This is a genomic window from Nocardiopsis sp. NPDC055824 (assembly GCF_053616335.1).
This window is the reverse complement of sequence record NZ_JBSHDN010000037.1, coordinates 20,030-41,636: the sequence shown is the minus strand read 5'-3', so window position 1 is coordinate 41,636 and position 21,607 is coordinate 20,030. Positions and strand designations below refer to the sequence as shown.

General features: G+C 73.8%; 15 protein-coding genes and 1 pseudogene. 5 read left to right on the top strand and 11 right to left on the bottom strand.

All coding sequences use genetic code 11. The annotated features are described in order from the left end of the window. Positions 1-47 precede the first annotated feature (47 nt). The 3 genes from ACWGL3_RS10885 to miaA all read right to left on the bottom strand — a co-directional run bounded on the left by ACWGL3_RS10885 (position 48) and on the right by miaA (position 3,343). Positions 48-1,316, bottom strand: coding sequence for a cytochrome P450 family protein (locus tag ACWGL3_RS10885; RefSeq protein WP_452461190.1), 1,269 nt, complete (start codon positions 1,314-1,316; stop codon positions 48-50). 19 nt (positions 1,317-1,335) lie between these two features. Next, entirely contained in the window at positions 1,336-2,118 is a 783-nt protein-coding gene (locus tag ACWGL3_RS10880) for a TetR/AcrR family transcriptional regulator (protein WP_452461189.1), read from the bottom strand. Between the two features lie 223 nt (positions 2,119-2,341). Further along, entirely contained in the window at positions 2,342-3,343 is a 1,002-nt protein-coding gene (gene miaA / locus ACWGL3_RS10875; protein WP_267946010.1) for a tRNA (adenosine(37)-N6)-dimethylallyltransferase MiaA, read from the bottom strand. A 120-nt stretch (positions 3,344-3,463) separates the two neighbouring features. Between miaA and dapF the strand changes: the two genes are divergently transcribed. After that, on the top strand, positions 3,464-4,291 hold the full coding sequence (dapF, locus tag ACWGL3_RS10870; RefSeq protein WP_267950476.1) for a diaminopimelate epimerase: 828 nt from the start codon (positions 3,464-3,466) through the stop codon (positions 4,289-4,291). A 103-nt stretch (positions 4,292-4,394) separates the two neighbouring features. Here the strand turns inward: dapF and ACWGL3_RS10865 are convergent, their stop codons facing one another. The 6 genes from ACWGL3_RS10865 to aceB all read right to left on the bottom strand — a co-directional run bounded on the left by ACWGL3_RS10865 (position 4,395) and on the right by aceB (position 12,430). After that, positions 4,395-5,486, bottom strand: a complete 1,092-nt coding sequence (locus tag ACWGL3_RS10865; protein WP_267946009.1) for a CU044_5270 family protein — start codon at positions 5,484-5,486, stop codon at positions 4,395-4,397. Beyond that, a complete protein-coding gene (locus ACWGL3_RS10860; RefSeq protein WP_267946008.1) occupies positions 5,453-6,031 on the bottom strand; it encodes an RNA polymerase sigma factor in 579 nt (192 codons plus the stop codon). The genes ACWGL3_RS10865 and ACWGL3_RS10860 overlap by 34 nt, the downstream gene beginning before the upstream one ends. A gap of 337 nt (positions 6,032-6,368) precedes the next feature. After that, positions 6,369-7,694: a (Fe-S)-binding protein gene (locus ACWGL3_RS10855; protein WP_452461188.1), complete on the bottom strand. Its 1,326-nt coding sequence runs from the start codon at positions 7,692-7,694 to the stop codon at positions 6,369-6,371. Positions 7,695-7,733: 39 nt separating this feature from the next. Further along, a complete protein-coding gene (locus ACWGL3_RS10850) occupies positions 7,734-9,161 on the bottom strand; it encodes an FAD-binding oxidoreductase (RefSeq protein ID WP_452461187.1) in 1,428 nt (475 codons plus the stop codon). 29 nt (positions 9,162-9,190) lie between these two features. Beyond that, positions 9,191-10,681: an FAD-linked oxidase C-terminal domain-containing protein gene (locus ACWGL3_RS10845; RefSeq protein ID WP_267946005.1), complete on the bottom strand. Its 1,491-nt coding sequence runs from the start codon at positions 10,679-10,681 to the stop codon at positions 9,191-9,193. A 144-nt stretch (positions 10,682-10,825) separates the two neighbouring features. Further along, positions 10,826-12,430, bottom strand: a complete 1,605-nt coding sequence (aceB, locus tag ACWGL3_RS10840) for a malate synthase A (RefSeq protein WP_267946004.1) — start codon at positions 12,428-12,430, stop codon at positions 10,826-10,828. Between the two features lie 339 nt (positions 12,431-12,769). Between aceB and hflX the strand changes: the two genes are divergently transcribed. Then, the gene (hflX, locus tag ACWGL3_RS10835) at positions 12,770-14,305 is read left to right on the top strand and encodes a GTPase HflX (protein WP_267946003.1); all 1,536 of its coding nucleotides are present in this window, start codon (positions 12,770-12,772) and stop codon (positions 14,303-14,305) included. A gap of 476 nt (positions 14,306-14,781) precedes the next feature. Beyond that, a complete protein-coding gene (locus ACWGL3_RS10830) occupies positions 14,782-15,990 on the top strand; it encodes an amidohydrolase family protein (protein ID WP_267946002.1) in 1,209 nt (402 codons plus the stop codon). 34 nt (positions 15,991-16,024) lie between these two features. On the opposite strand, the gene holA is transcribed toward ACWGL3_RS10830, so the two are convergent. Then, positions 16,025-16,987, bottom strand: a complete 963-nt coding sequence (gene holA / locus ACWGL3_RS10825; protein WP_267946001.1) for a DNA polymerase III subunit delta — start codon at positions 16,985-16,987, stop codon at positions 16,025-16,027. Between the two features lie 736 nt (positions 16,988-17,723). On the opposite strand from holA, the gene ACWGL3_RS10820 reads away from it, so the two are divergent. Further along, on the top strand, positions 17,724-18,386 hold the full coding sequence (locus tag ACWGL3_RS10820) for a globin domain-containing protein (RefSeq protein ID WP_267946000.1): 663 nt from the start codon (positions 17,724-17,726) through the stop codon (positions 18,384-18,386). 72 nt (positions 18,387-18,458) lie between these two features. After that, positions 18,459-19,115 carry a pyridoxamine 5'-phosphate oxidase family protein gene (locus tag ACWGL3_RS10815; RefSeq protein ID WP_267945999.1) on the top strand — a complete coding sequence of 219 codons (657 nt, stop codon included), beginning with the start codon at positions 18,459-18,461 and terminating at the stop codon, positions 19,113-19,115. A 115-nt stretch (positions 19,116-19,230) separates the two neighbouring features. Here ACWGL3_RS10815 and ACWGL3_RS10810 read toward each other — a convergent pair. Continuing rightward, positions 19,231-21,570: pseudogene (locus ACWGL3_RS10810) on the bottom strand (ComEC/Rec2 family competence protein); the annotation flags it as partial. Positions 21,571-21,607: the final 37 nt, after the last annotated feature.

The following is a 21,607-nucleotide window of genomic DNA, read 5'->3' as shown; positions in this document are numbered from 1 at the left end:
CCGCCCCCGCCCCCCGGGGCCCGCGGCACGGGAGGACGGGACCGGCCTCAGAGCCGGACCGGGAGGCTGTCCAGGCGCAGGGCGCCGGGGACGGCCCCCGGCCGGGGGCCGCGCCCGGGAACCAGGGACAGGTCCGGATGGGCGGAGACCAGCGCACCGACGCCGATCTCCCCCTCCTGGCGGGCCAGGGCGGCGCCCAGGCAGTAGTGGACGCCGTGCCCGAACCCGACGTGCGCCTCCCCCGGCCTGCCGTGGTGGCGTGTGATGTCGAACCTCTGGGGCTCCGGGTGGACCCGCGGGTCGCGGTTGGCGCCGCCGATGACCGCGATCGCCCGCGCCCCGGCGGCCACGCGGCCGGAGCGCAGTTCGACGTCCTCGACGGCGTACCTCGCCTTGGCGATCACCGCGGTGCCGCCGTAGCGGAGCATCTCGTGCACGGCCGAGGGCAGCAGCCCCGGGTCCTCGCGGAGCGTCCCCCACTGGTCCGGATGCCCGAGCAGGGCGCGGACGCCGTTGCCGAGCAGGTGCGCGGTCGTCTCGTGGCCGGCGATGACCAGCGTGAACACCAGTGTGATCAGCTCGCTCTCACTGAGGCGTCCGCCGTCCTCGTCGCGTGCCCGGACCAGGGCGCCGAGCAGGTCGTCGGTCGGCTCGGCGCGCCGGGCGGCCAGCATCCCCCTGATGTGCTCGACCATCTCCCCGAGGGCGCTGTTCATGAGTTCGGGCCGGCTCGGGTCGAAGGCGGACAGCCGCTCGCTCCAGGACCGCCAGGCGGGGCGCTCCTCCACGGGGACCCCGACCAGGTCGCAGATGACCGCGATGGGCAGCGGGTAGGCGAAGTGCGGCATGAGGTCCACGACCCCGTCGCCGTCGGCGAGCTCCGGGAGCCGCGCGATCAGCTCGTCGGCGATCTCCTGGACGGCGGGGCGCATCGCGTTGACGCGCCGCACGGTGAACGTGCGCGAGACGAGCTTGCGCAGCCGGGTGTGGTCCTCGGCGTCCTTGTCGAGGAGGGACTCGGTCAGATAGGTGACCAGGTCGGGGTTGATGCCCAGCCCGGTGAGGGCGTCGGAGCGCCTGGCGGTGACCTCTCCGGCGACGTTGGCGGGGTCGAGGACGAACCGCCGGTCGCCCAGGATGGTGCGCACGTCCTCGTCGTCCACGAAGAGCGTGGCCTCCATCGTGTCGACGAACAGGGCCGGCGCCGACCCGCCCGCCGATCGGACCCGCTCGATCACCGGGAAGGGGTCGGTGGCGAACCCGGGTGCGCGCAGGTCGATGAGGTCGTCTCGGGCGGACGGGGGGTTGGCTGTCATGGGCCCTCCTCGGGAGGTGTCAGGTGGTGCCTGGTGTCTGCTTCAGCCGTGCGATCTCCGCGTGCATGCTCCTGTCCAGGGCGGAGAAGATCTCCAGGGCCCTGACCTGGGCCTTGCGCGTGTTCTCCGGTGGTGCGTCCTGCTCCAGGAGCAGTCGGACGCTCTGTGCCATGAGGTCGGCGCGCGTGCCGTGGTCGGGCACGTGCATCCCCTGCTCCTCCAGGACGGGCGGGGTGACCAGGTGGCCGAGGACGAGCGCGTTGTAGGCGTACAGCTGGTCGTCCACGGGCGGGTCCGGGCGCAGGAGCCCGAGGTCGCGCAGCGCGTCCCAGTAGGCCCTCATGGCCCTCTGGCGCTCGCGGACCGTCCCCCCGACGAGGGCGGCCGCGTCCCGTGAGAGGGCCCCCAGGGACTCGGTGCCCCCGGTGAGGACGGCCCGCATCAGCGGTGAGTCGAGGTGGTTCAGGTACAGGGAGCGGGCGACCTCGCTGGGCCGCGCGTTGTCCGGCGACCTGCCCACGACCTCCAGGACCTGCCGCATCAGGCCGAGCTGGGCCCGCATGACCACCGCGAGCAGCAGCGTCTCCTTGGTGGCGAAGTGGAGGTAGACGGTGCCCTTGCCGACCTTCGCCCTCCTGGCGACGTCCTCGACGGTGATCTTGCGGCGCCCCCAGGCCACCAGCAGCTCCTCCGCGGCGTCCAGGATGCGGTCGGCCCTCAGTTCCCGTTCGGCCGCGGCCGCGTCTGCGGCCGGGGAGGGGAGGGTGGAGGCGCCCGGGGGCGTGTCGGTCGACGGGCTCACGATGTGCTCCTGCGAGTCGGGGACGGACGGGATGCGGTTTGACCACGCGTGTTGACGCGACGACCATATCCCCACCCCTCCTCTCTGACTCCGTGACCAGATTTGAAAACTGGTCACATAGTCAAGATAGGCGAAGGAGCCCCCGGGGACAAGGGGTGCACGACACCGGGGGCCGGGCCCGGTCGGGCCCGGCCCCCGGAACGGCCGAAGGGAGCGGGAGGCGCTACCCGGGGGAGCGCTGCCCGTGCGGGACCAGCGTCGCCACGTCCACCAGGGCCTCACCGGGCTCCTCCGGAGAACCGGACAGGGCCGTCTCCACCTGGGACAGCGCACGCTCGACCAGGTCGGGGGCGTCGTGGGGCAGCCAGCGGACCCGGGGGTCGCGGCGGAACCACGACTCCTGGCGGCGGGCGAAGCGCCGGGTCGCCTGGGCGGTGGCCGCCTTCGCCTCCTCCTCGGACATCTCGCCGTCGAGCTGGGCCAGGGCCTGGGCGTACCCGAGGGCGCGGGACGCCGTACGTCCCTCGCGCAGTCCCAGCCCGTCCAGGACACGGACCTCGTCCAGCAGGCCCTGGTCCCACATGCGCTCCACACGGGCGTCGATGCGCTCGTCCAGCGAGGGGCGGGGGGAGGACAGGCCGATCTGCGTGCACGGGTAGAAGGACGTGTGGTCCGGCAGGTTCGCGGTGAACGGCCGCCCGGTCAGCTCGATGACCTCCAGGGCCCGCACGATCCGCCGCCCGTTCCCGGGCAGGATGGTGCGCGCCGCCGCCGGATCGGCCTCCGCCAGCCGGGCGTGGAGCACCCCCGGGCCCACGTCGCCGAGCTCCGCCTCCAGGCGGGCCCGCACGCCGGGGTCCGTGCCGGGGAACTCCAGGTGGTCCAGGACGGCGCGGACGTAGAGCCCGGACCCGCCCACGAGGACGGGGATGACGTCCCTGTCGGCGCAGTCCTCCACGCGCTCACGGGCCATGTCCTGGTAACTGGCCACGTCCGCGGGCTCGCTGACCTCCCACACGTCCAGCAGGTGGTGGGGCACCTCGCGTCTGTCGGCCTCGCCGAGCTTGGCGGTACCGATGTCCATGCCGCGGTAGAGCTGCATGGAGTCGGCGTTGATGACCTCGCCCCGGCGTCCCGTGCGCTCTTCGAGTCGCAGGGCCACCTCGACGGCGAGATCGGACTTGCCCACAGCGGTCGGGCCGACAACCGCGATCACCTTGATCATCCTTCCAGCGTAGTCAGTTCGCGGCCTGCCCCGGCCGGTCCCGGGCGCCGGGGCTCCCGCCGCCGCCCGGGCGCCGGGGCCCGGGCGGGCGGTCGGGGACACGCCGTGACCACGCCTAGGATGGTCGGCATGCGATTCGCCAAGGGCCACGGAACAGAGAACGACTTCGTGATCCTCCCCGACCCCGACGGGGAGCTCGAACTCACGGAGGAGGCCGTCCGCCTGCTGTGCGACCGCCGCGCGGGCATCGGCGGCGACGGCATCCTGCGCGTGGTGCGCACACGCGCCCTGGGCGAGGCGCTCGCGCCGTCCGCGCGTACCGCGGAACGCGCCGAGTGGTTCATGGACTACCGCAACTCCGACGGGAGCGTCGCGGAGATGTGCGGCAACGGCGTGCGGGTGTTCGCCCGCTACCTGGTGCACGCCGGCCTGGTCGACGGCGACGTCTTCGAGGTGGGCACCAGGGACGGCGCCAAGGAGGTCCGGGTCGGCTCCGAGGGCGACGTCACCGTCGACATGGGCCGGGTCGAGAGGCAGGGCACGTCCTCGGCGAAGCTCGCCCGGCAGGTGGTGCACGGCGCCCAGATCTCGGTGGGCAACCCCCACCTGGCCTGTGAGGTGCCCGGCCCCGTCGCGGACGTGGACCTGACCGAGCCGCCCCTGCTGGACCGCGAGGCCTTCCCCGAGGGCGCCAACGTGGAGGTGTACACCGAGGTCGAGCCCGGTGTCCTCGACATGCGCGTCTTCGAGCGCGGCTCGGGCGAGACCCGCTCCTGCGGCACCGGGATCGTCGCCGCGGCCGCCGCCGCCACCCCTGCCGGCGAGGGCGCCACCTGGCGTGTGAGGGTTCTCGGCGGGGAGTGCACCGTGTTCCTGGACTCCGACGGCGCGAGGATGAGCGGCCCGGCCGCCATCGTGGCGGAGGGCGAGACCTCCCTCCTCTCCTGAGGACCGCGCCGCCCCGCGGCACGGCGGTGCCCGGTCCGCGCGCCGGACCGGACACCGCCTGGTTCGCGGGCGACCCCTCAGGGAGCCCGTACCCCGCCCCGGGTCAGGGACGGTCCCCGATTCCGTTGACCCAGCCGGACCACACGAAGGTCCGGTAGGAGACGGTCACGGGGAGTTCGAGGCCGTGCTGCGCGAGGGAGGACTCGCCGGGCTCCTCCTCGAGCAGGGTGACGTCCCGGTAGAGGAGCGCACCGCTCTCGGAGTCGAAGACGTACCGGTACTCGTTGGTCTGCGAGCCCTCGTCGATCCTGATCTGGAACAGCTCGCCGTCGCGTGCGAGGGGGTCCTGGGTGCTGCCCGCGTACTCGACGCCGTCGAACCCGGAGAGCACGCGCAGGGCGGCGGCCCGCTCGTCGGCGTCCAGCGGGCGGTTCTCGTAGAGGTGGTTCAGGGCGTTGACGAGGGCTCCGTCCGCCTCGGGGCTGTCGGCCGGGACGTCGTCATTCCCCCACTCCAGGAGGGTTTGCGCCAGGATGTCCGCGTCGGTGGGCAGGTCCCTCGGGAGGACGAGGCTCTCGTCCATGGTGCTCTCGAAGTCGTCCGACCGGTCGTCGAGGAACTCCCGGTGCTCCTCGACGTCCCCCCGGGTGTCCTCGGCCTCTCCGGCGGTGCTGATCTCGCGCATGTCGCCGCCGGGGCCCTGCCAGTACTGCCAGTCGTAGGGGATGAAGCCGACGCTGTGCAGGTCGTCCTCGCTGGGCTCCTCCCCGGCGAAGCTGGTGACGGTCAGCAGCTCCTGTCCGGTCGAGGAGACATGGGCGACATCGCCGTCGCCGGGTGCGTCGTCGCCCTCCGCGGCCGTGTCGGCGAGGTCGAGGAGCCGCTCCGCGCCGGGTTCGGGCGCGCCCCCGGTGACCTCGATCGGGTCCGGTGGCGCAGCGTACGCGGAGGGGATGCCCGCGGGGCCCCCGCCCGCGGCGCCGACCACCAGGGCGGCGGCGGTGGTGGCGGCGACCAGGGTCGCGGCTCCGGCGAGGACGGGGATCCGGCGCCACAGGGGGCGTCGGGCGGGTGCGGCGTCGAGCATGGCGATGGCCTTCGTGCGTGCGCGTTGGCGGTCGGGGAAGGAAGCGGTCGCCCCGGCACGGGGGTCGCTGTCGTTCAGGAGCGCGCGAAGCGCGGTGACGTCGTCCACGACGCCTCCTCTCTGTCAGGGCTGTCGGAAGCGGGTCGGGCGGTGTCGTCCATGAGGGCCTGGAGCCGTCGGCGGGCGCGGTGGAGGCGGCCCCGCGCGGTCACGGGGGCGCAGCCCACCACCCGGGCCGCCTCGCGGCTGCTCAGCCCCTCCCAGGTCACGAGCATCACGAGCTCGCGGTCGGTGTCGGAGAGCCCGGCCAGCGCGGTGAGCGCCGACTGGCGCCGGATGACCTGCTCCGTGTCGTCCGGTGAGTCCCGCCAGAGCTGTTCCGGGGGAGTGGGGACCTCGCCGCGCCCGCGGATCTCCCGCAGCGTGGCGAGGGTGATGCGGCGGGCACAGGCGTACAGCCAGGGGAGCTCCCTGTCCGCGGGGACCCTGTCGCGCCGCCGCCAGGCGACGACGAACGCCTCGGAGGCGACGTCGTCGGCCAGGTCGGGGCCGACCCTGCGGCGTGCGTAGTTGTACACCGCGTCGTAGTGCCTCTCGAACACCGCGTTGAACTCCGCGTGCCCGGGCGGGTCGCCGTCGTGGCTCGTCACCATCGGCAACTCCTCTCTGTCACCCTCTTGTGTCGCCCGGGCGGTCGTTGTTCGAGGGGGAGGGGGAGAAATCGCGCGAACGGGTGTGATGTGGGGCACATGGGGTGGGATGGTCGCCGGGGTGCGGCGGGGCGGAGGCCGGGAGCGGGCGGGCTCGGTGGGGCCGGTGCGGAGGTGTCGGGGCGGAGGCGGTAGGGCCGGGAGGGGCGGTCCCGGGTGTGGGGCGGGGCGCGGGCACGCCGGAGCCGCCGGGGGTGGGGTCCCCCTGATTCAAGGAAAGCACCTGTTCACCGGTCGGGGACAGCCCCGTCCCGGACCTGTGGACGGGGCACGCCCCGGGTCAGCGCCCCAGCAGCTGGTCGACGGTGAGACCGCGCAGCGACGCGTCGAGGACGCGCGCGGTGTGGGTCACCGCGACCCGCCTCCCCGCGCGCTCCATCGCCGACGCGATCTGGAGCGCGCACCCGGGGTTGCCCGACACCAGCGCGTCGGCGCCGGTGGAGGCCACGTCCCGGCCCTTGCGGTCGCCGAGTTCCCGTGCGGCGTCGGGCTTGAGCAGGTTGTAGACGCCCGCCGAACCGCAGCAGACCTCCTTGTCCGGCAGGTCGGACACGCGCAGCCCCGGAATGTCGGCGAGGAGGGCACGGGGCGCCTGTGTGATCCCCTGGCCGTGGGAGAGGTGGCACGCGTCGTGGTACGCCGTGTGCAGCGGGAGGGGATGGCGCTCGGCCCGCGGGCCCAGGTCCACCAGGAACTCGGTGAGGTCCACGACCTTCGCCGACATGTCGCGCGCGCGACGCACCCACGCGTCGTCCGCGCCCGCCTCGGCCAGGGTGCGGTCGAAGTGCTTCATGCTGGAGCCGCATCCGGCGGAGTTGACCACGACCCGGTCGACGCGCGCCCGCTCGAACACCTCGACGAGGCGCCGGGCGAAGGCAGCGGACTCCTCCGACCGCCCGGAGTGCCCGGACAGGGCGCCGCAGCACCCCTGGGAGCGGGGGACGACCACGTCGCAGCCCTCCATCGCCAGCACGCGCGCGGTCGCGGTGTTGACCTCGGGGAAGAACGCGCCCTGGACGCACCCCACGAGCATCCCCACCCTGGCCCGGGCCCTCCCCACGGCGGGCACCAGGGGCGGGAGCGGGGGAGGGGGCGACGACAGCGGCGGTGCGATGCGCTCCATGGCGGCCAGGGCCGGGGAGATCCGCTCCAGGAGGCCCGAGCGCCGGACGAGGGAGGACGCCCCGGTGGCCCCGTAGGCGCGCAGCGGTCCGCGCATGAGGCGCAACCTGCGCCGGTACGGGAACAGGGAGAAGATCGCGCCCCGCAGCACCCGCTCCCCCCGCGGCCGTTCGTGCTCCCTCTCCACCCTGTTCCGCGTGTGCTCGATGAGGGCGTCGTAGGCCACCCCCGACGGGCACGAGGAGACGCAGGCCAGACACCCCAGGCAGTTGTCGAAGTGGCCGACCGCCGTCTCCGTGAGGACGTCCTCGGTGTGCATCTGGGTCATCAGGTGGATACGTCCGCGCGGTGAGTCCATCTCCTGTCCCCACAGCACGTTCGTGGGGCAGGTGGGGAGGCAGAACCCGCAGTGGACGCAGTCGTTCAACAGGTCGCCGAACACCTGGTCCCGTTCGCGTGGAGCCTCCGGCGGCTGGTCGGTCACGTGCACTCCCTCAGGTCCTGGAAGGTTCGGGCGCCGGGTTCAGGCGCCGTCGGCGAAGCGCCCCGGGGCCAGGCGGCGGCCGGGGTCGAAGGAGTCCCTGACGGCCCGCATCAGCGGCAGGCCGGGGATCTCGCCCCACGGGTCCACCCCGGCGGCGTGGACGTGCGGTTCCGCGCGCAGCAGGGTGGCCGACCAGCCGGGGCGGGAGCGGGCCCCCGCCACCGTGTCCGCCACGGCCCCCGCGGGCGCGCCCGGGGCGAACGAGACGAAGAGCGCGCCGCGCGGCACCGAACCGGTGACCACCGCGTCCGTCCCGTGCGCGCGGCCGGCCAGGGCGCCCAGCGCCTCGGCGGCCTCCGCCGACTCGGCGGGCGGCACGGACACCCGGACGACCGTGCCCTCGGAGGGGAGCAGCCCCCACCCCGCCGGCAGTTCCCGGTCCACCCGTGGCCCGGGCGGCGCGGCGCCCTCCCGCGGCGCGGCCCCGCGCAGGACCGAGAGCACGGTGGCGGTCCTGGCCTCCAGCCCCTCCGGCGTCCCCTCCAGCACGACGCGCAGGCAGGGGCCGTGGTGAGGGACGGCCGGGGACGGCGGGGCCGGGGCGGTGCGGTCGGCGTCGGTCGGGGGTGGTGGGGGGAGACGGGTGGGTTGGGTTGCGCCGGAGGCGTCGGTTGAGGGTGGTGGGGGGAGACGGGTGGGTTGGGCTGCGCCGGAGGCGTCGGTTGAGGGTGGCGGAGGGAGACGGGAGGGCCAGTGGAGCTCCACCGCCGCAGGCACGACCGTGGTCGCGCGCAGGGCGGCCGTGATCCGCTCCGCGTGACCGCGGGAGGCCAGGGGGATGGTCACCACCCGCAGGGCGGGCGGCAGCGGGTGCAGGCGGAAGGCCACCGAAGCGATCACGCCGAGGGTGCCGAGGCCTCCCGTGTGCAGTTTCGCCAGGTCGTACCCTGCCACGTTCTTGACCACCCGGCCGCCGCTGCGGGCCACCACCCCGTCGGCCCGCACGACGGTCATGCCGATGACCAGGTCGCGCAGGGCGCCGGTGAGCAGGCGGCGCGGGCCGGACACTCCTGTGGCGACCATGCCGCCGACGGTTCCGCCCTCGCGCACGGGGTCGACGGACAGGCGCTGTCCGGCGGCCTCCAGCACGGCGAAGAGGTCGGCGACGGGGGTGCCGGCCCCGACCTCGACGACGAGGTCGCCCGCGATGTGGTCGATCCACGACAGGCCGCCGGTGTCGACGACCAGGTCGGCGGAGCGCGGGACCCCGCCCCAGTCCATGGCGGTACCGTGGCCGCGCGCGACGACGGTGAGTCCCCGCCTCCCGGACACGGCCATGATCCGGGCGAGGGCGTCGGCGTCTGCGGGCCGTGCCACGTACCCGGGGACGAGGGTCCCCACGGCGTCGTCGGCGGTCCCCCTCCTCAGGGCGCAGCCCTCGACCTGCAGCTTCTCCGCGGGTGTCACGTGTCCTCCCTCGTCGTCGGAGCCGTCGCTCAGAACTGGTCGGCCCGCCCGGACTCCACGAGCGGGTGCACGCCCCTGCGCACGCCGGGCCGTTCGCCGCACAGGCGCGGCGTGGGGAGCAGCTTGTCCGGGTTGGCGATGCCGTCCGGGTCGAAGGACCGGCGGAACAGGTCGAACGTCGCCAGGTCGTCGGGACCGTACATGCGCGGCATCTTGCACGCCTTGTCCACGCCCACGCCGTGTTCCCCGGTGATGGAGCCGCCGTGTTCGATACACAGGTCGAGGATGGCCCCGGAGACCTCCTCGGCCCTGTCCGCCGCGCCGGGCTCGGTGTCGTCGAACAGCACCAGGGGGTGGAGGTTGCCGTCGCCGGCGTGGAAGACGTTGGCGACGCGGATGCCGCTGGACTCCGACAGCTCGGTGATGCGGCGCAGCACCTCGGGCAGGGCGGTGCGGGGGACGACGCCGTCCTGGACGATGTAGGCGGGGCTGATCCTCCCCACCGCGGCGAACGCCGACTTGCGCCCCTTCCAGATGCGGGCGCGCTCCTCGGGGCCGCTGGCGGTCCGGGTCTCGAAGGAGCCCGCCTCGCCGCACAGCCGGACGACCTCGGCGAGCTGGGCGTCGACCTCCGCGGCGGGGCCGTCCAGCTCCACGACCAGCACGGCCGCCGCACCCTGCGGGTAGTCGCAGGCGACGGCCTTCTCGGCGGCCTCGATGGCGAGCGCGTCCATCATCTCCATGGCGGAGGGCAGCACTCCGGCGGCGATCACCGAGCTGACCGCCCGCCCGCCCGCGTCCATCGACGTGAACGCGGACAGCAGGGTCACGGTCTTCTGCGGGGCGCGGGTCAGGTTGACGGTGATGCGTGTGGCGATGCCGAGCGTGCCCTCGGAGCCGACGAACGCGCCGATGAGGTCGTAGCCGGGGGCGTCGGGGCTCCGGCCGCCGAGGCTGACGAGTTCGCCGGAGGGGGTGACGATGTCGAGGCCGCGCACGTGGTTGACGGTGAACCCGTACTTGAGGCAGTGGGCGCCGCCGGAGTTCTCGGCGACGTTGCCGCCCACCGAGCACACCTGCTGGCTGGAGGGGTCGGGTGCGTAGTAGTACCCGTGGGGGGCCGCGGCGCGGGTGACGTCGAGGTTGGCCACCCCCGGCTCGACGACCGCGCACTCGTTATCGACGTCGATCTCGATGATGCGGCGCATGCGCGAGGTGACGACCAGGACGCCCTCGGCGTGGGGGAGCGCCCCCGCGGAGAGGCCCGTGCCCGCGCCCCGCGGTACGAAGGGGACGCCGCGGTCGGAGCAGAGCCGGACGACGGCGGCGACCTGCTCGGCGGTGGTGGGGAGCACGACGACGCCGGGGACGGACCTGTGGTGGGTGAGCCCGTCGCTCTCGTAGGTGCGTCGCCGGGAGGCGTCGGTCAGGACGCCGTCCTCACCGCAGATGTCGCGCAGCACGGGGACGAGGGCGGCCAGGGCCGCCGGGGTCCGTGTGGCGGGTGCGGTCTCGGTCATGGCGCCTCCCGGGCCGGTCCGGAGAAGTGGGTCCGGGAGCCCTTCCCCGGCTGCGACCTCGCAAGGGGAACGTACGACCGCACCCCCTGCCGTAGCAAGGGGTGCGATGGAAAGTCTCTTCCGTTTTATGGAATCAAGCCCGAACTACGGCATGCGCTCGTAGGCCGGCAGCGTCAGGAAGTCCACGTACTCGTCGGCGAGGGCCACCTCGGAGAACAGCTCCTTGGCCTGCTGGTACAGGTTCTCGTCGTACGCCTCCCCCAGGGACCCCCGGATGGCCGCCAGCTCCTCGTCGATGAGCTGCCTGACGAGCTCGGCGGTGACCTTCTCGCCGCCGTCGAGGGTGACGTCGTTGTGCAGCCACTGCCAGATCTGGGACCGGGAGATCTCGGCGGTGGCGGCGTCCTCCATGAGGTTGTGGATGGCCACCGCGCCGTTGCCGCCCATCCAGGCCGCCAGGTACTGGAGGGCGACGTTGATGTTGCCGCTCAGGCCGGCGAGGGTGACGCCGCCCGGGGTCCGGTCGACGGAGAGCAGGTCCGCGGCGGTCGCCTCGACCTCGGGACGCTGCTTGTCGATCTGGTGGGGGCGCTCGCCGAGGACGCCGTCGAAGACCTCCATGGCGACCGGGACCAGGTCGGGGTGGGCCACCCACGAACCGTCGAACCCGTCGCCGGACTCGCGGGACTTGTCGTCGCGGACCTTGGCGAAGGCGACCTCGTTCACCTCGGCGTCGCGGCGGGACGGGATGAACGCGGCCATGCCGCCGATGGCGTGGGCGCCGCGCTTGTGGCAGGTCTTGACCAGCAGTTCGGTGTAGGCGCGCATGAACGGGGCGGTCATCGTCACGGCGTTGCGCTCGGGCAGCAGGAACCTGCGGCCACGGGTGCGGTGCGTCTTGATGATGCTGAACAGGTAGTCCCAGCGCCCCGCGTTGAGCCCCGCGGAGTGCTCCCGCAGCTCGTAGAGGATCTCCTCCATCTCGAAGGCGGCCGGGATGGTCTCGATCAGGCAGGTGGCGCGGATGGTGCCGCGCGGGATCCCCAGGCGCTCCTGGGCCAGGACGAAGATGTCGTTCCAGAGGCGGGCCTCGAGGTGGCTCTGCATCTTGGGCAGGTAGAAGTACGGCCCCTTGCCCTTGGCGATCTGCCGCCGGGCGCTGTGGAAGAGGTAGAGCGCGAAGTCGACGATGCCGCCGCTCGTCCGGCGGCCGTCGACGAGGATGTGCTTCTCGTCCAGGTGCCAGCCGCGCGGCCGGACGACGACGGTGGCGAGCTCGCCGTCCTCCTTCAGGGCGTAGGTCTTGCCCTGCGGGGAGGTGAAGTCGATCTGCCGGTCGAGGGCGTCGCGCAGGTTGAGCTGCCCGCCGATCATGTTCTCCCACAGCGGGGTGTTCGCGTCCTCGAAGTCGGCGAGCCACACCTTCGCGCCGGAGTTGAGCGCGTTGACGGTCATCTTGCGGTCGGTGGGGCCGGTGATCTCGACCCGGCGGTCGGTGATGCCGGGCGCGGGCGGGGCGACCTGCCAGCTGTCGTCCTCGCGGATGTGCTTGGTCTCGGGGAGGAAGTCGAGGTCGGCGCCCGCGGCGATCTGCTCCTCGCGGGTCCTGCGGGCGGCGAGGAGCTCCTGGCGGCGCCCCTCGAAGGTGCGGTGGAGTTCGGCGACGAGGGCCAGGGCCTCATCCGTGAGGATCTCGTCGAACCGGTCGTGGAGGGGGCCGGTGATCTCGACCCCGTGCGTGGCGCCCATGGAAACCTTCCGCAATACGAAAATAGCTTTTGGTATGTGGAAAACGACGCTACCGTCAGTGCCTCCGCGCGGTCAACGCCGCGGTCCGCGCACATGATCGTGAAGTTTCCCGGCGCGTGAAGGTCCGGAAAACTTCCGCCCGGAAGATCGGGACTTCTTCGGCCAGTATCGACCGGGGGTCACCGGGCGACTCCGCACGGCGCAATGTCGCGTGTCGCACGGCCTGCGATAATTCAGATGCCCCGGCGGCGGCGACCTGCCACCATCGACAGGGCGCCCGTCGCGGCCCGCCCACGGGAAGAATCAGGACGGCGGCCGCGTTGACCCACCTGGAGGGATATGAATACAGCTGACACCCGCGGAATCTCCGAGCCCGGCCACGAGGCCGCAGGCGAGGACGTCTTCCGCGAGGCGATCACCGTCGGGGACGGGGACGACGCGACCCGTGGGGCCGAGGCCGACGGCGGAGACCGCCGGAACGAGCCGAGGAACGCTCCCGACCAGGGTGAGATGGAACTCGCCGAACGCCACGCGCTCCGCCGCGTGCAGGGGCTTTCCACCGAACTCACCGACATCACCGAGGTCGAGTACCGGTCGCTGCGGCTGGAGCGCGTCGTCCTCATCGGCGTGTGGACCAGCGGCACCCAGACCGACGCCGACAACTCGCTCACCGAACTCGCGGCCCTGTCCGAGACCGCCGGGGCACTCGTCCTCGAAGGCCTCACCCAGCGCCGCTCCAAGCCGGACCCGGCCACCTACGTCGGCAAGGGCAAGGCGGCCGAACTCCGCGACATCGTCGAGGCGACCGGCGCCGACACCGTCATCTGCGACGGTGAGCTCACCCCCGGCCAGCTGCGGCAGCTGGAGGACGTCGTCAAGGTCAAGGTGGTGGACCGCACCGCCCTGATCCTGGACATCTTCGCCCAGCACGCCAGCAGCAGCGAGGGCAAGGCCCAGGTCGAACTCGCACAGCTCAGCTACCTGCTGCCGCGACTGCGCGGCTGGGGCGACTCCCTGTCCCGGCAGGCGGGCGGCTCCGGCGGCGGAGGCGCGGGCGGAGGCGTGGGCCTGCGCGGTCCCGGTGAGACCAAGATCGAGACCGACCGCCGGCGCATCAACGACAAGATGGCCAAGCTGCGCCGTCAGCTCGCCCACATGCGCACCGCGCGCGACGTCAAGCGCGACGTCCGGCGCACCCGCGAGGTGCCGTCCGTGGCCATCGCCGGGTACACCAACGCCGGCAAGTCGAGCCTGCTCAACCGGTTGACGGGGGCCGGCGTCCTGGTGGAGAACGCCCTGTTCGCCACCCTGGACCCGACCGTCCGCCAGGCGCGCACGCCCGACGGCCGGGGCTTCACCCTCAGCGACACCGTCGGATTCGTCCGGCACCTGCCGCACCAGCTGGTGGAGGCGTTCCGCTCCACCCTGGAGGAGGTCGCCGACTCCGACCTGATCCTGCACGTGATCGACGGGTCGCACCCCGACCCCGAGAGCCAGATCCGCGCGGTCCACGAGGTGTTCGCCGACATCGAGGCCGCTGAGGTGCCCGAGCTCATCGTGGTCAACAAGGTGGACGCCGCCGACCCGGACGTGCTCAAGGTGCTGCGGACCCGCTACCCGAACATGGTCGAGGTCTCGGCCCGCACCGGCGAGGGCGTTCCCGAGCTGGTCGCGGCGCTCGCCGACGCGCTCCCCGAGCTCGCGCACGAGGTCAACGCGCTCGTCCCGTACTCGCGGGGCGACCTCATCGCCAAGGTGCACCAGGAGGGACGCATCATCAGCGAGGAGCACACCGGAGACGGAACGGCGATCCACGCCTTCGTCCCCGAGCTGCTCGCGGCCAAGCTCACCGAGTACGCGCCCAGCAGGGCCTGAGTACCGCGCGGTCCCCCCGGGGGGCCGCACCCGCCACCGGCTGCGACCGGGGCGCCCCGACCGGGGCGCCCCGGTCCTCGCATGTCGGGGGCCGCCGCAGGCCCGCGGGGCCGGACGGGCGCGGGGCCGAGGCGCACGGTCCGGGACCGGACCGGCGGCGCGGGGGCGCCGGTGTCCTTCGTCACGCCGTCCACTCGCGAGTTCTGCCCCGCGACGCTCGCATTCGTCCCCCGGGAGAGGTGTACACGGAGTCCGCGGATGGACTACGGTTTTGGAGCACTGGCCGCCAGCGGCCCGCTGTCCCCCGACAGCCGACGCTCCTTCCCGCTGTCACGGCACCGCGGCGGCCCCACGGCCGCCTCCTGCCGACCCTGTCGGATCGTTCCAGATACGAGGTCGTTATGTCCGCCCGTGCATCCCGCGACCGTGTACCGCACTCGCGCCGGCGGATCTGACCGACGAGGGCGGAAAACCCCATGACGGTAGTACTCCTCAGCAACATCGGTCGGCTGTGGACCGGGAACGAGATGCTCACCAAGGCCGCGCTCCTCATGGACGGGGACCGCGTGGCCTGGGTCGGACCCGCCGCCGAGCTGCCCCAGCGCATCCCCGGCGTGGTGGACGACCTGACCGACGTCGACGACGTCGTCAACATCGGCGGGGGACTCATCACGCCCGGGCTGGTCGACGCCCACTGCCACCCGGTCTACGCGGGGGACCGCTACGCCGAGGTCAACATGTGGGCGAAGGGCGCCTCCAAGGGCGACATCTTCGCGGCGGGCGGCGGCGTCTCCACCACCGTCACCATCACCCGCGGGACCGACCCCTGGACCCTGTGCAACGCGGTCCGCGAACGCCTGCGGCACTGGGTCCTGACGGGCAGCACCACCGTCGAGGCCAAGACCGGCTACCACCTCACCAGGGACGGCGAACTGGCCGACGTGCGCCTGCTGCGCTCCCTGGAGGAGGAACCGGGGATGCCGCGCCTGCACGTGACCTTCTTCCCCGCGCACGGGGTGCCGCCCGAGTTCTTCGGACGGCCCAAGGACTACGTGGCCACGGCCGCCTCGTGGCTCGGCGACGCCGCCCTGGCCGGTGCTGACGGGGTGGACGTGTACTGCGACAACGAGCAGTTCACCACCGAGGACGCCCGCCTGCTGCTGGGCGTCGGCCAGTCGGTGGGGCTGCGCACCACCCTGCACGCCTGCTCCCGCCCCCGGCACGGCGCCGTGCGGATGGCCACCGAGCTCGGCTGCTCGTCGGTGGACCTCCTGCACGAGACCGACGACCGGGACATCCTGGCACTCGCCACCACGCGGACCCCCGTGGTGGCCTGTCCGACCACGTCCCTGCACGAGCGCCGCACCCCGCCGGTACGGTCCCTGCTCGACCACGGGGTACCGATCGGCCTGGGCACCGACCACAACCCGGGCCTGGCCGGGACCACGTCGATGCCGCTGGTGATCTCCCTCGCCGTCTCCATGTTCGAGATGACCGTCCACGAGGCGCTGCACGCCGCCACCGTGGGAAGCGCCCACTCCCTGGGGCTCCGCGACCGGGGCATGCTGACGCCGGGAAACCTGGCGGACCTGGTCCAGTGGGACGCCGACCACGAGGGCGCGTTCGCCTGGTCGATGGGACTGAACACCCTGCGCGTCTGGCAGGGCGGCAAGACCATCCGCTGACGCCCGCGCCCGTGACCGCTCGGGGCGGGACCGGTCAGCGGACCCCTCTGGCACGGGCGATCTCGATCACGGCGCGCTCCAGCGCGTACTCGGGGTCGCGGCCGGCGCCCTTGATGAGCGCGTCGGTCTCGGCGACCACCGCCATCGCCCGTGTGACGCCCGCGGCGCTCCATCCCCGGGCCTGCTGGCGCAGCGTGCGCAGCTTCCACGGCGGCACCTTGGCGCGCTTGGCGAGATCCGCCTCGGACATCCCGCGCGGGGGCTGCGCGGCCACGGCGATGCCGCGCACCGCGCCTGCCAGGGCGCTGTTGATCAGCACCGGGGCGGTGCCCACCGCCAGCGACCAGCGCAACTGCTCCAACGCCTCGGGCAGCCGGCCCTCGACCGCGCGGTCCGCGACGCTGAACCCGGAGGCCTCCGCCTTGCCGGAGTGGTAGCGGGCCACCGCCGCGCCGTCCACCCGGCCCTCGGTGTCGGCCACCAGCTGCGTGCACGCCGCGGCGATCTCCCTCAGGTCGGTGCCCACCGCGTCCACCAGGGCCTGGGCGGCGTCCGGGGTGATCTGGCGACCGGCGGCGGTGAACTCGCCCCTGACGAACGCCACCCTCTCGGGGCCCTTCGTCGGCCCCTTGCAGTCCACCCGTTCGGCGCCCGCCTTGACCGCGGCCTGCAGCAGTGCCTTGCCCTTGTTGCCGCCCGCGTGCGTGAGCACCAGGTGGACGTCGTCGGCCGGGTCCTTCAGGTAGTCGGTGACGGTCGCGGCCAGATCCTTGACGAGGTCCTGGGAGGAGCGCAGCACCACCACCCGCCGGTCGCCGAACAGGGAGGGGGAGGTGACCTCCACGACCGTGTTCACGGTCACCTGGGAGGGCGCCAGGTCGTGGACGTCCACGCCGGGGTCGTTCTCGCGGACCGCCGCGACGACGGCGGCGACGGCCCGGTCGACGAGGAGCTCCTCGTCGCCGACGATGATCGTGAGCGGGGCGGGTGCAGGCATACAACGAGGATGCCACGAGCCGGGGACGGTTCCCGCCCGGTTCCCGCGGCCGGTCGGCGGGGCGCCGGGGCGTTCCTCCGTCCTTCCCGTCTCCTCGGGTCACCACGTGCGGTGGGGGCGGTTCGGGACGGTTCGGAGCGGATATGTGGTCGGATGGCGACGGAAGGTACGCTTCGGTAACTGTGTGACCTCTGGGCACGTCTGTTACAGTGCACGACACATACCAGCACAGAGGGTGAGGTATGCGAATATTCGCCTTTTTGCCCCCCTCGACATATGGTCTCCGGGACTGTCCCGGCTCCCAGGGGAGACCTGAGACCGGAAATGGCAAGGCAGCGTTGAGGGATCCCGCAATCTCGATACTGTCGGACGCCCGTCGCGTCGGTTCCCCCCGCACCGGGGGCCACGCGCACGGGCGGCCCCCGGCGCCGGCGACGGACCGTCGCGGTGAGACCGGGGGCGGCGCGCGCGTCGACCGCTCCGGAGCACCACCCCCGTTCCGACGCCGGCGCTGAGGCGCCCCCGGCACACAGAGGCCCCCGCACCGCCGGATCCGTCCGAGCCCGGGGGCGCGCAACCCGAACAAGTGAGCACCGACCGGTCCGCGTTCGCCCGGAACCGTGGTCGGGCCGCAGCGGGGCATCCCAGAGGCCCGTGGGCCGCGCCGACCGCGCGGACCCCCTTCGTGGGTCACCGCCCTGCCGCGCCCCCGCCACCCGAACACCTGGAACCGCCCTTGCAACCCCGCCGTATCACCGAAGTCCCTCTGCCCAACGCCTCGGTCATCGAGGCGGTACGGGAGTCGTGCGCGTCCCTGCCCGCCGGCTCGACGCGGCTCTCCGAGAGCTTCTACGCGAACCTCTTCGTCATGGCGCCCGATGTCCGTGCCATGTTCCCCGACGACATCCGGCCGCAGCAGAGACGCATGGCCGACGCCCTGGTGGAGGTCGTCCGCTATCTCGACGCGCCGGACCACGTGGCGCAGTTCCTCCGGGAACTGGGCGGCCGACACTACCGGGAGCTCGGGGTCAGGCCCGAGCACTACCCCTTCGTGGGCCGCGCCCTCGTCCGCGCCGTCAGCGAGGTGTCACCGACCTGGTCGTCCTCCATGAGCTCGGCGTGGGTGCTGGTCTACGAGTGGATCACCGCCACCATGCTCGCGGGCGCGGAGGACGCCATCTCCAGGGAGGAGGGCGCCCGCCGCTCCCCCGGGGACGCCGCGCCCCGGGGCGACGACCGTCGTCCGCCCGGGGACCGGGACCGGTCCGGCGCGCGGTCCTCCGCGGGGGACCAGCGCCCCTCGGACGCCCGGCACGCCTACGACACACCGCGCCCGTCCGGCGCCCGGCACGCCTACGACACACCTGGTCCGTACGGCGCCTCCCAGCCGACCCGCTGACCGCGTCCGGCCGCCCGGGAACCCCCCACCCCCACCCCTGTCCCGTCCCCGTCCCCTCGAAAGTCCATTGTGATGAGTGAGACCGACCAGAGCCGAACGCCGGGTACCGAGGGCGAGCGCTACGTCCAGACGGTCACGGGCACGACCGAGCGGGCCGACCGCTTCTACCAGGACCAGATGCTGGACCGGCTCAACCCCCGGATGCGCGAGTTCATCGCCCGGCAGGAGATGCTGTTCATCGCCACCTCGGACAGCAAGGGCGAGTGCGACTCCAGCTTCCGGGCAGGACCGCCCGGTTTCGTCCACGTCGTCGACGAGCAGACCCTGGTCTACCCCGAGTACCGGGGGAACGGGGTGTTCGCCAGTGCCGGGAACATCATGGAGAACCCGCACATCGGACTGATGTTCCTCGACTTCCAGCGCGAGAGGATCGGCCTGCACGTCAACGGCCGGGCCCGTCTCCTGGAGGACGAGAAGCTGCGGGGCCACGTCCGCGGGCTCCCCCACCCGGAGGTGCCGGGGCAGAAGGCGATGCTGTGGACCATGGTCCACATCGAGGAGGCCTACATCCACTGCCGCAAGCACATCCCCCACCTGCGCACCGTCGGCAGGGACGAGGTCTGGGGCACGGACGACGTCCAGCGCAAGGGCGGCGACTACTTCGCCGCCAAGCAGACCCCCTCGCCGTGGAGCACGCCCCGGGCCCCGGTCGCCGGCCGACACGCCTGAGCGGGCCGGCGCGGGGCGCCGGGGAGGCCCCGCCGCGCCCACCGCAGCGGCGGGACGGGCGGGCGGACCGCGTCCGTGGCCCGGCCCCGCTCCCGGGCCGGGACGGCGGGACCCGGCGCCCGGGGCCGGGGCCCCGGGTCACGGCGATGCCCGAGCCGGACGCGCCGTCGCCCAGGACCGCCACGTCGCCGTCGCGGTCCGTGCGCAGGTTGACCTCCGCGACCCGTTCCAGCACGCCCCACGTGAACGGCGCCGGGTGCCCGTACGGGTTGTCCGCGCCCACCGAGGTCACCGACACCACCGGATCGGCCGCCTCCAGGAACGCCGGTTCCTGGGTCCCCGCCCCGTGGTGCGGTGTGGCCAGGACGGTCACCGCGAGCAGTTCCGCGTCCGGCCCCGCCAGCAGCCGGCGCTGGGCCGCCTCCTCGACGTCGCCGGTCAGCAGAACGGAGGGCCCCGTGCCGTCCGCGCGCACCACCATCGAGGTGTCGTTGAGCGAACCGGCGAACGCCGGGTCGGGCCACAGCACCCGGAACAGCCACGGCCCGACCCGCAGGGCCCGTCCCGGCACCGCCTCCGCCAGTTCGACGCCGGACCCCCTCAGCAGCCGTCCGACGGGGGTGTCCCCGAACCCCGGCGGCGCCATGGCCGAGTGCACACTGCGGTGCCGCAGCACTCCGGGGGTCCCGTCCACGTGGTCGGCGTGGTCGTGGCTGAGGAGCAGCAGCGGGACCTCGCGCACGCCGAGGCGCCGCAGGCAGTCGTCCACCAGGTCCGGGTGCTCGCCGGTGTCGGCCACCACCGCGGAGCCGGGAGCCACGGACAGCACCAGCGCGGTGCCCTGCCCCACGTCGCACGCGACCAGCGCCCACCCCGGGGGCGGCCACCCGCCGGGCAGGCACCGCGCCGCCAGGGCGAGGAGCAGCGCGGCGGCCAGCGCCGCCGCGACCGCCCTCCGCACACGCCCGCGGGTCAGCACGACGGCCGCCAGGACGGCCGCCAGGAACACCCCGCCGGCCAGGTCGGCCCGCCATGGCAGCGCCCCGTACGGGACGCGGGCACCGGCCCCGGCGACCGCCGCGATCCACGACACCCCCAGCGCGGGCAGGTGCACCGCCACGGAGGCCGCGCCCGGCCACACCGCGGCCAGGGCCGCCACCGCGGAACCCGCCACGGTGACCGCGGCGACCAGCGGCGCGGCCAGCACGTTCGCCGGGATCGCGACCCACGACAGCTCCCCCGAGAGCACCACCAGCACGGGGGCGACGGCGACGTGGGCGGCCACGGCCACGGCGAACGCCTCCGCCACCGGGGGCGGCATGTGCGCCGACCACGCCCGCGTCCAGACGGGCACCAGCAGCAGGATGCCCGCGGTGGCCAGGACGGAGAGGGCGAAGCCGTAGGAGGCCGCCAACCCGGGGGAGAAGAACAGGACCCCGACCACGGTGGCGCTCAGGGCGCCGAGCCCGGCGTGCGCACGCCCGGTCGCCAGCGCCAGCAGCCCCAGCGAACCCATGAAGGCGGCCCGCAGCACGCTCGGCTCAGGGCGGCACACCAGCACGAAGAGCCAGATCATCACCGCGCCGCCGGCGACCGCGCACCAGGGCGGGGCCCGGAGCAGCCCGGCCGCCGCCAGGACGAAGCCGGTCAGGATCGCCAGGTTGGCGCCGGAGACGGTGAGGAGGTGCGTCATGCCGGTGGCCCGGAAGTCCTCCTCTGTGTCGGGCAGGAGCAGGGAGGCGTCGCCGACGATCAGTGCCGGGAGCAGGCCGCGCTCCGGCTGCGGCAGGTCTGCCGAGGCCTCGCGCAGGCCCTCCCTCACCCGGCCGGCGAAGGCCTGGGCCCGCCCCGGGGCGGTGACCTCCTCCGGCGGCCCGCGCACCAGGACCAGGGCCGCGGTCAGGGGGTCGTCCTCCGCCTCCAGGAAGACGCCCCTCGCCCGGAAGGACTGGCCGGGCAGGAGGCCGCGCCACTCCGGGCCGGAGGCGAGGACCACCACCGGGGCCCGGGAGGCGCGGGGACCGTCCCCGAGCCGGACCCAGGCGGTACGGGAGCGCACCACCCACTCGGCCCGCCCCGGGCGGTGCGTGCCCGCCCGGGACACGGGATCGCCCGCCACCACCGCCCCGAACTCCACCGCCCGGCCGTGCAGGGCCGCCTCCGCCGCGGCGCTCCCGGCCACACGGTGCACGTGGACCCCGGCCACCGACGCCACGGTGGCCGCGCAGACCAGGGCCGCCGCCACGGTGAGCACGGCGGCCTCCGACGGGGGCCGCGAGACGGCGAACAGCGCCAGCGCCGCACAGCCGGCGAGGCCGCCGAACACCCACGCCGCCCACGCGGGAGCCGCGAGGGCGCCCAGGGCCGCGGTCCACGCCGCCACGGCGGGTGCGAGCAGCCGGAGGTCGGAGGGCCGGCCCAGGCCGTACGCGTCGCTTCCCAGCCACGTCACCATGTTCCCGGCTCCCCCGCTCCGGGGCCGGGCGCGCAGC

Coding starts and splice junctions, on each gene's coding strand:
- ACWGL3_RS10885 (WP_452461190.1), bottom strand. CDS start 1,316: ATGACAGCCAACCCCCCGTCCGCCCGAGACGACCTCATCGACCTGCGC.
- miaA (WP_267946010.1), bottom strand. CDS start 3,343: ATGATCAAGGTGATCGCGGTTGTCGGCCCGACCGCTGTGGGCAAGTCC.
- dapF (WP_267950476.1), top strand. CDS start 3,464: ATGGTCGGCATGCGATTCGCCAAGGGCCACGGAACAGAGAACGACTTC.
- ACWGL3_RS10860 (WP_267946008.1), bottom strand. CDS start 6,031: ATGGTGACGAGCCACGACGGCGACCCGCCCGGGCACGCGGAGTTCAAC.
- ACWGL3_RS10845 (WP_267946005.1), bottom strand. CDS start 10,681: ATGACCGAGACCGCACCCGCCACACGGACCCCGGCGGCCCTGGCCGCC.
- aceB (WP_267946004.1), bottom strand. CDS start 12,430: ATGGGCGCCACGCACGGGGTCGAGATCACCGGCCCCCTCCACGACCGG.
- hflX (WP_267946003.1), top strand. CDS start 12,770: ATGAATACAGCTGACACCCGCGGAATCTCCGAGCCCGGCCACGAGGCC.
- ACWGL3_RS10830 (WP_267946002.1), top strand. CDS start 14,782: ATGACGGTAGTACTCCTCAGCAACATCGGTCGGCTGTGGACCGGGAAC.
- holA (WP_267946001.1), bottom strand. CDS start 16,987: ATGCCTGCACCCGCCCCGCTCACGATCATCGTCGGCGACGAGGAGCTC.
- ACWGL3_RS10815 (WP_267945999.1), top strand. CDS start 18,459: ATGAGTGAGACCGACCAGAGCCGAACGCCGGGTACCGAGGGCGAGCGC.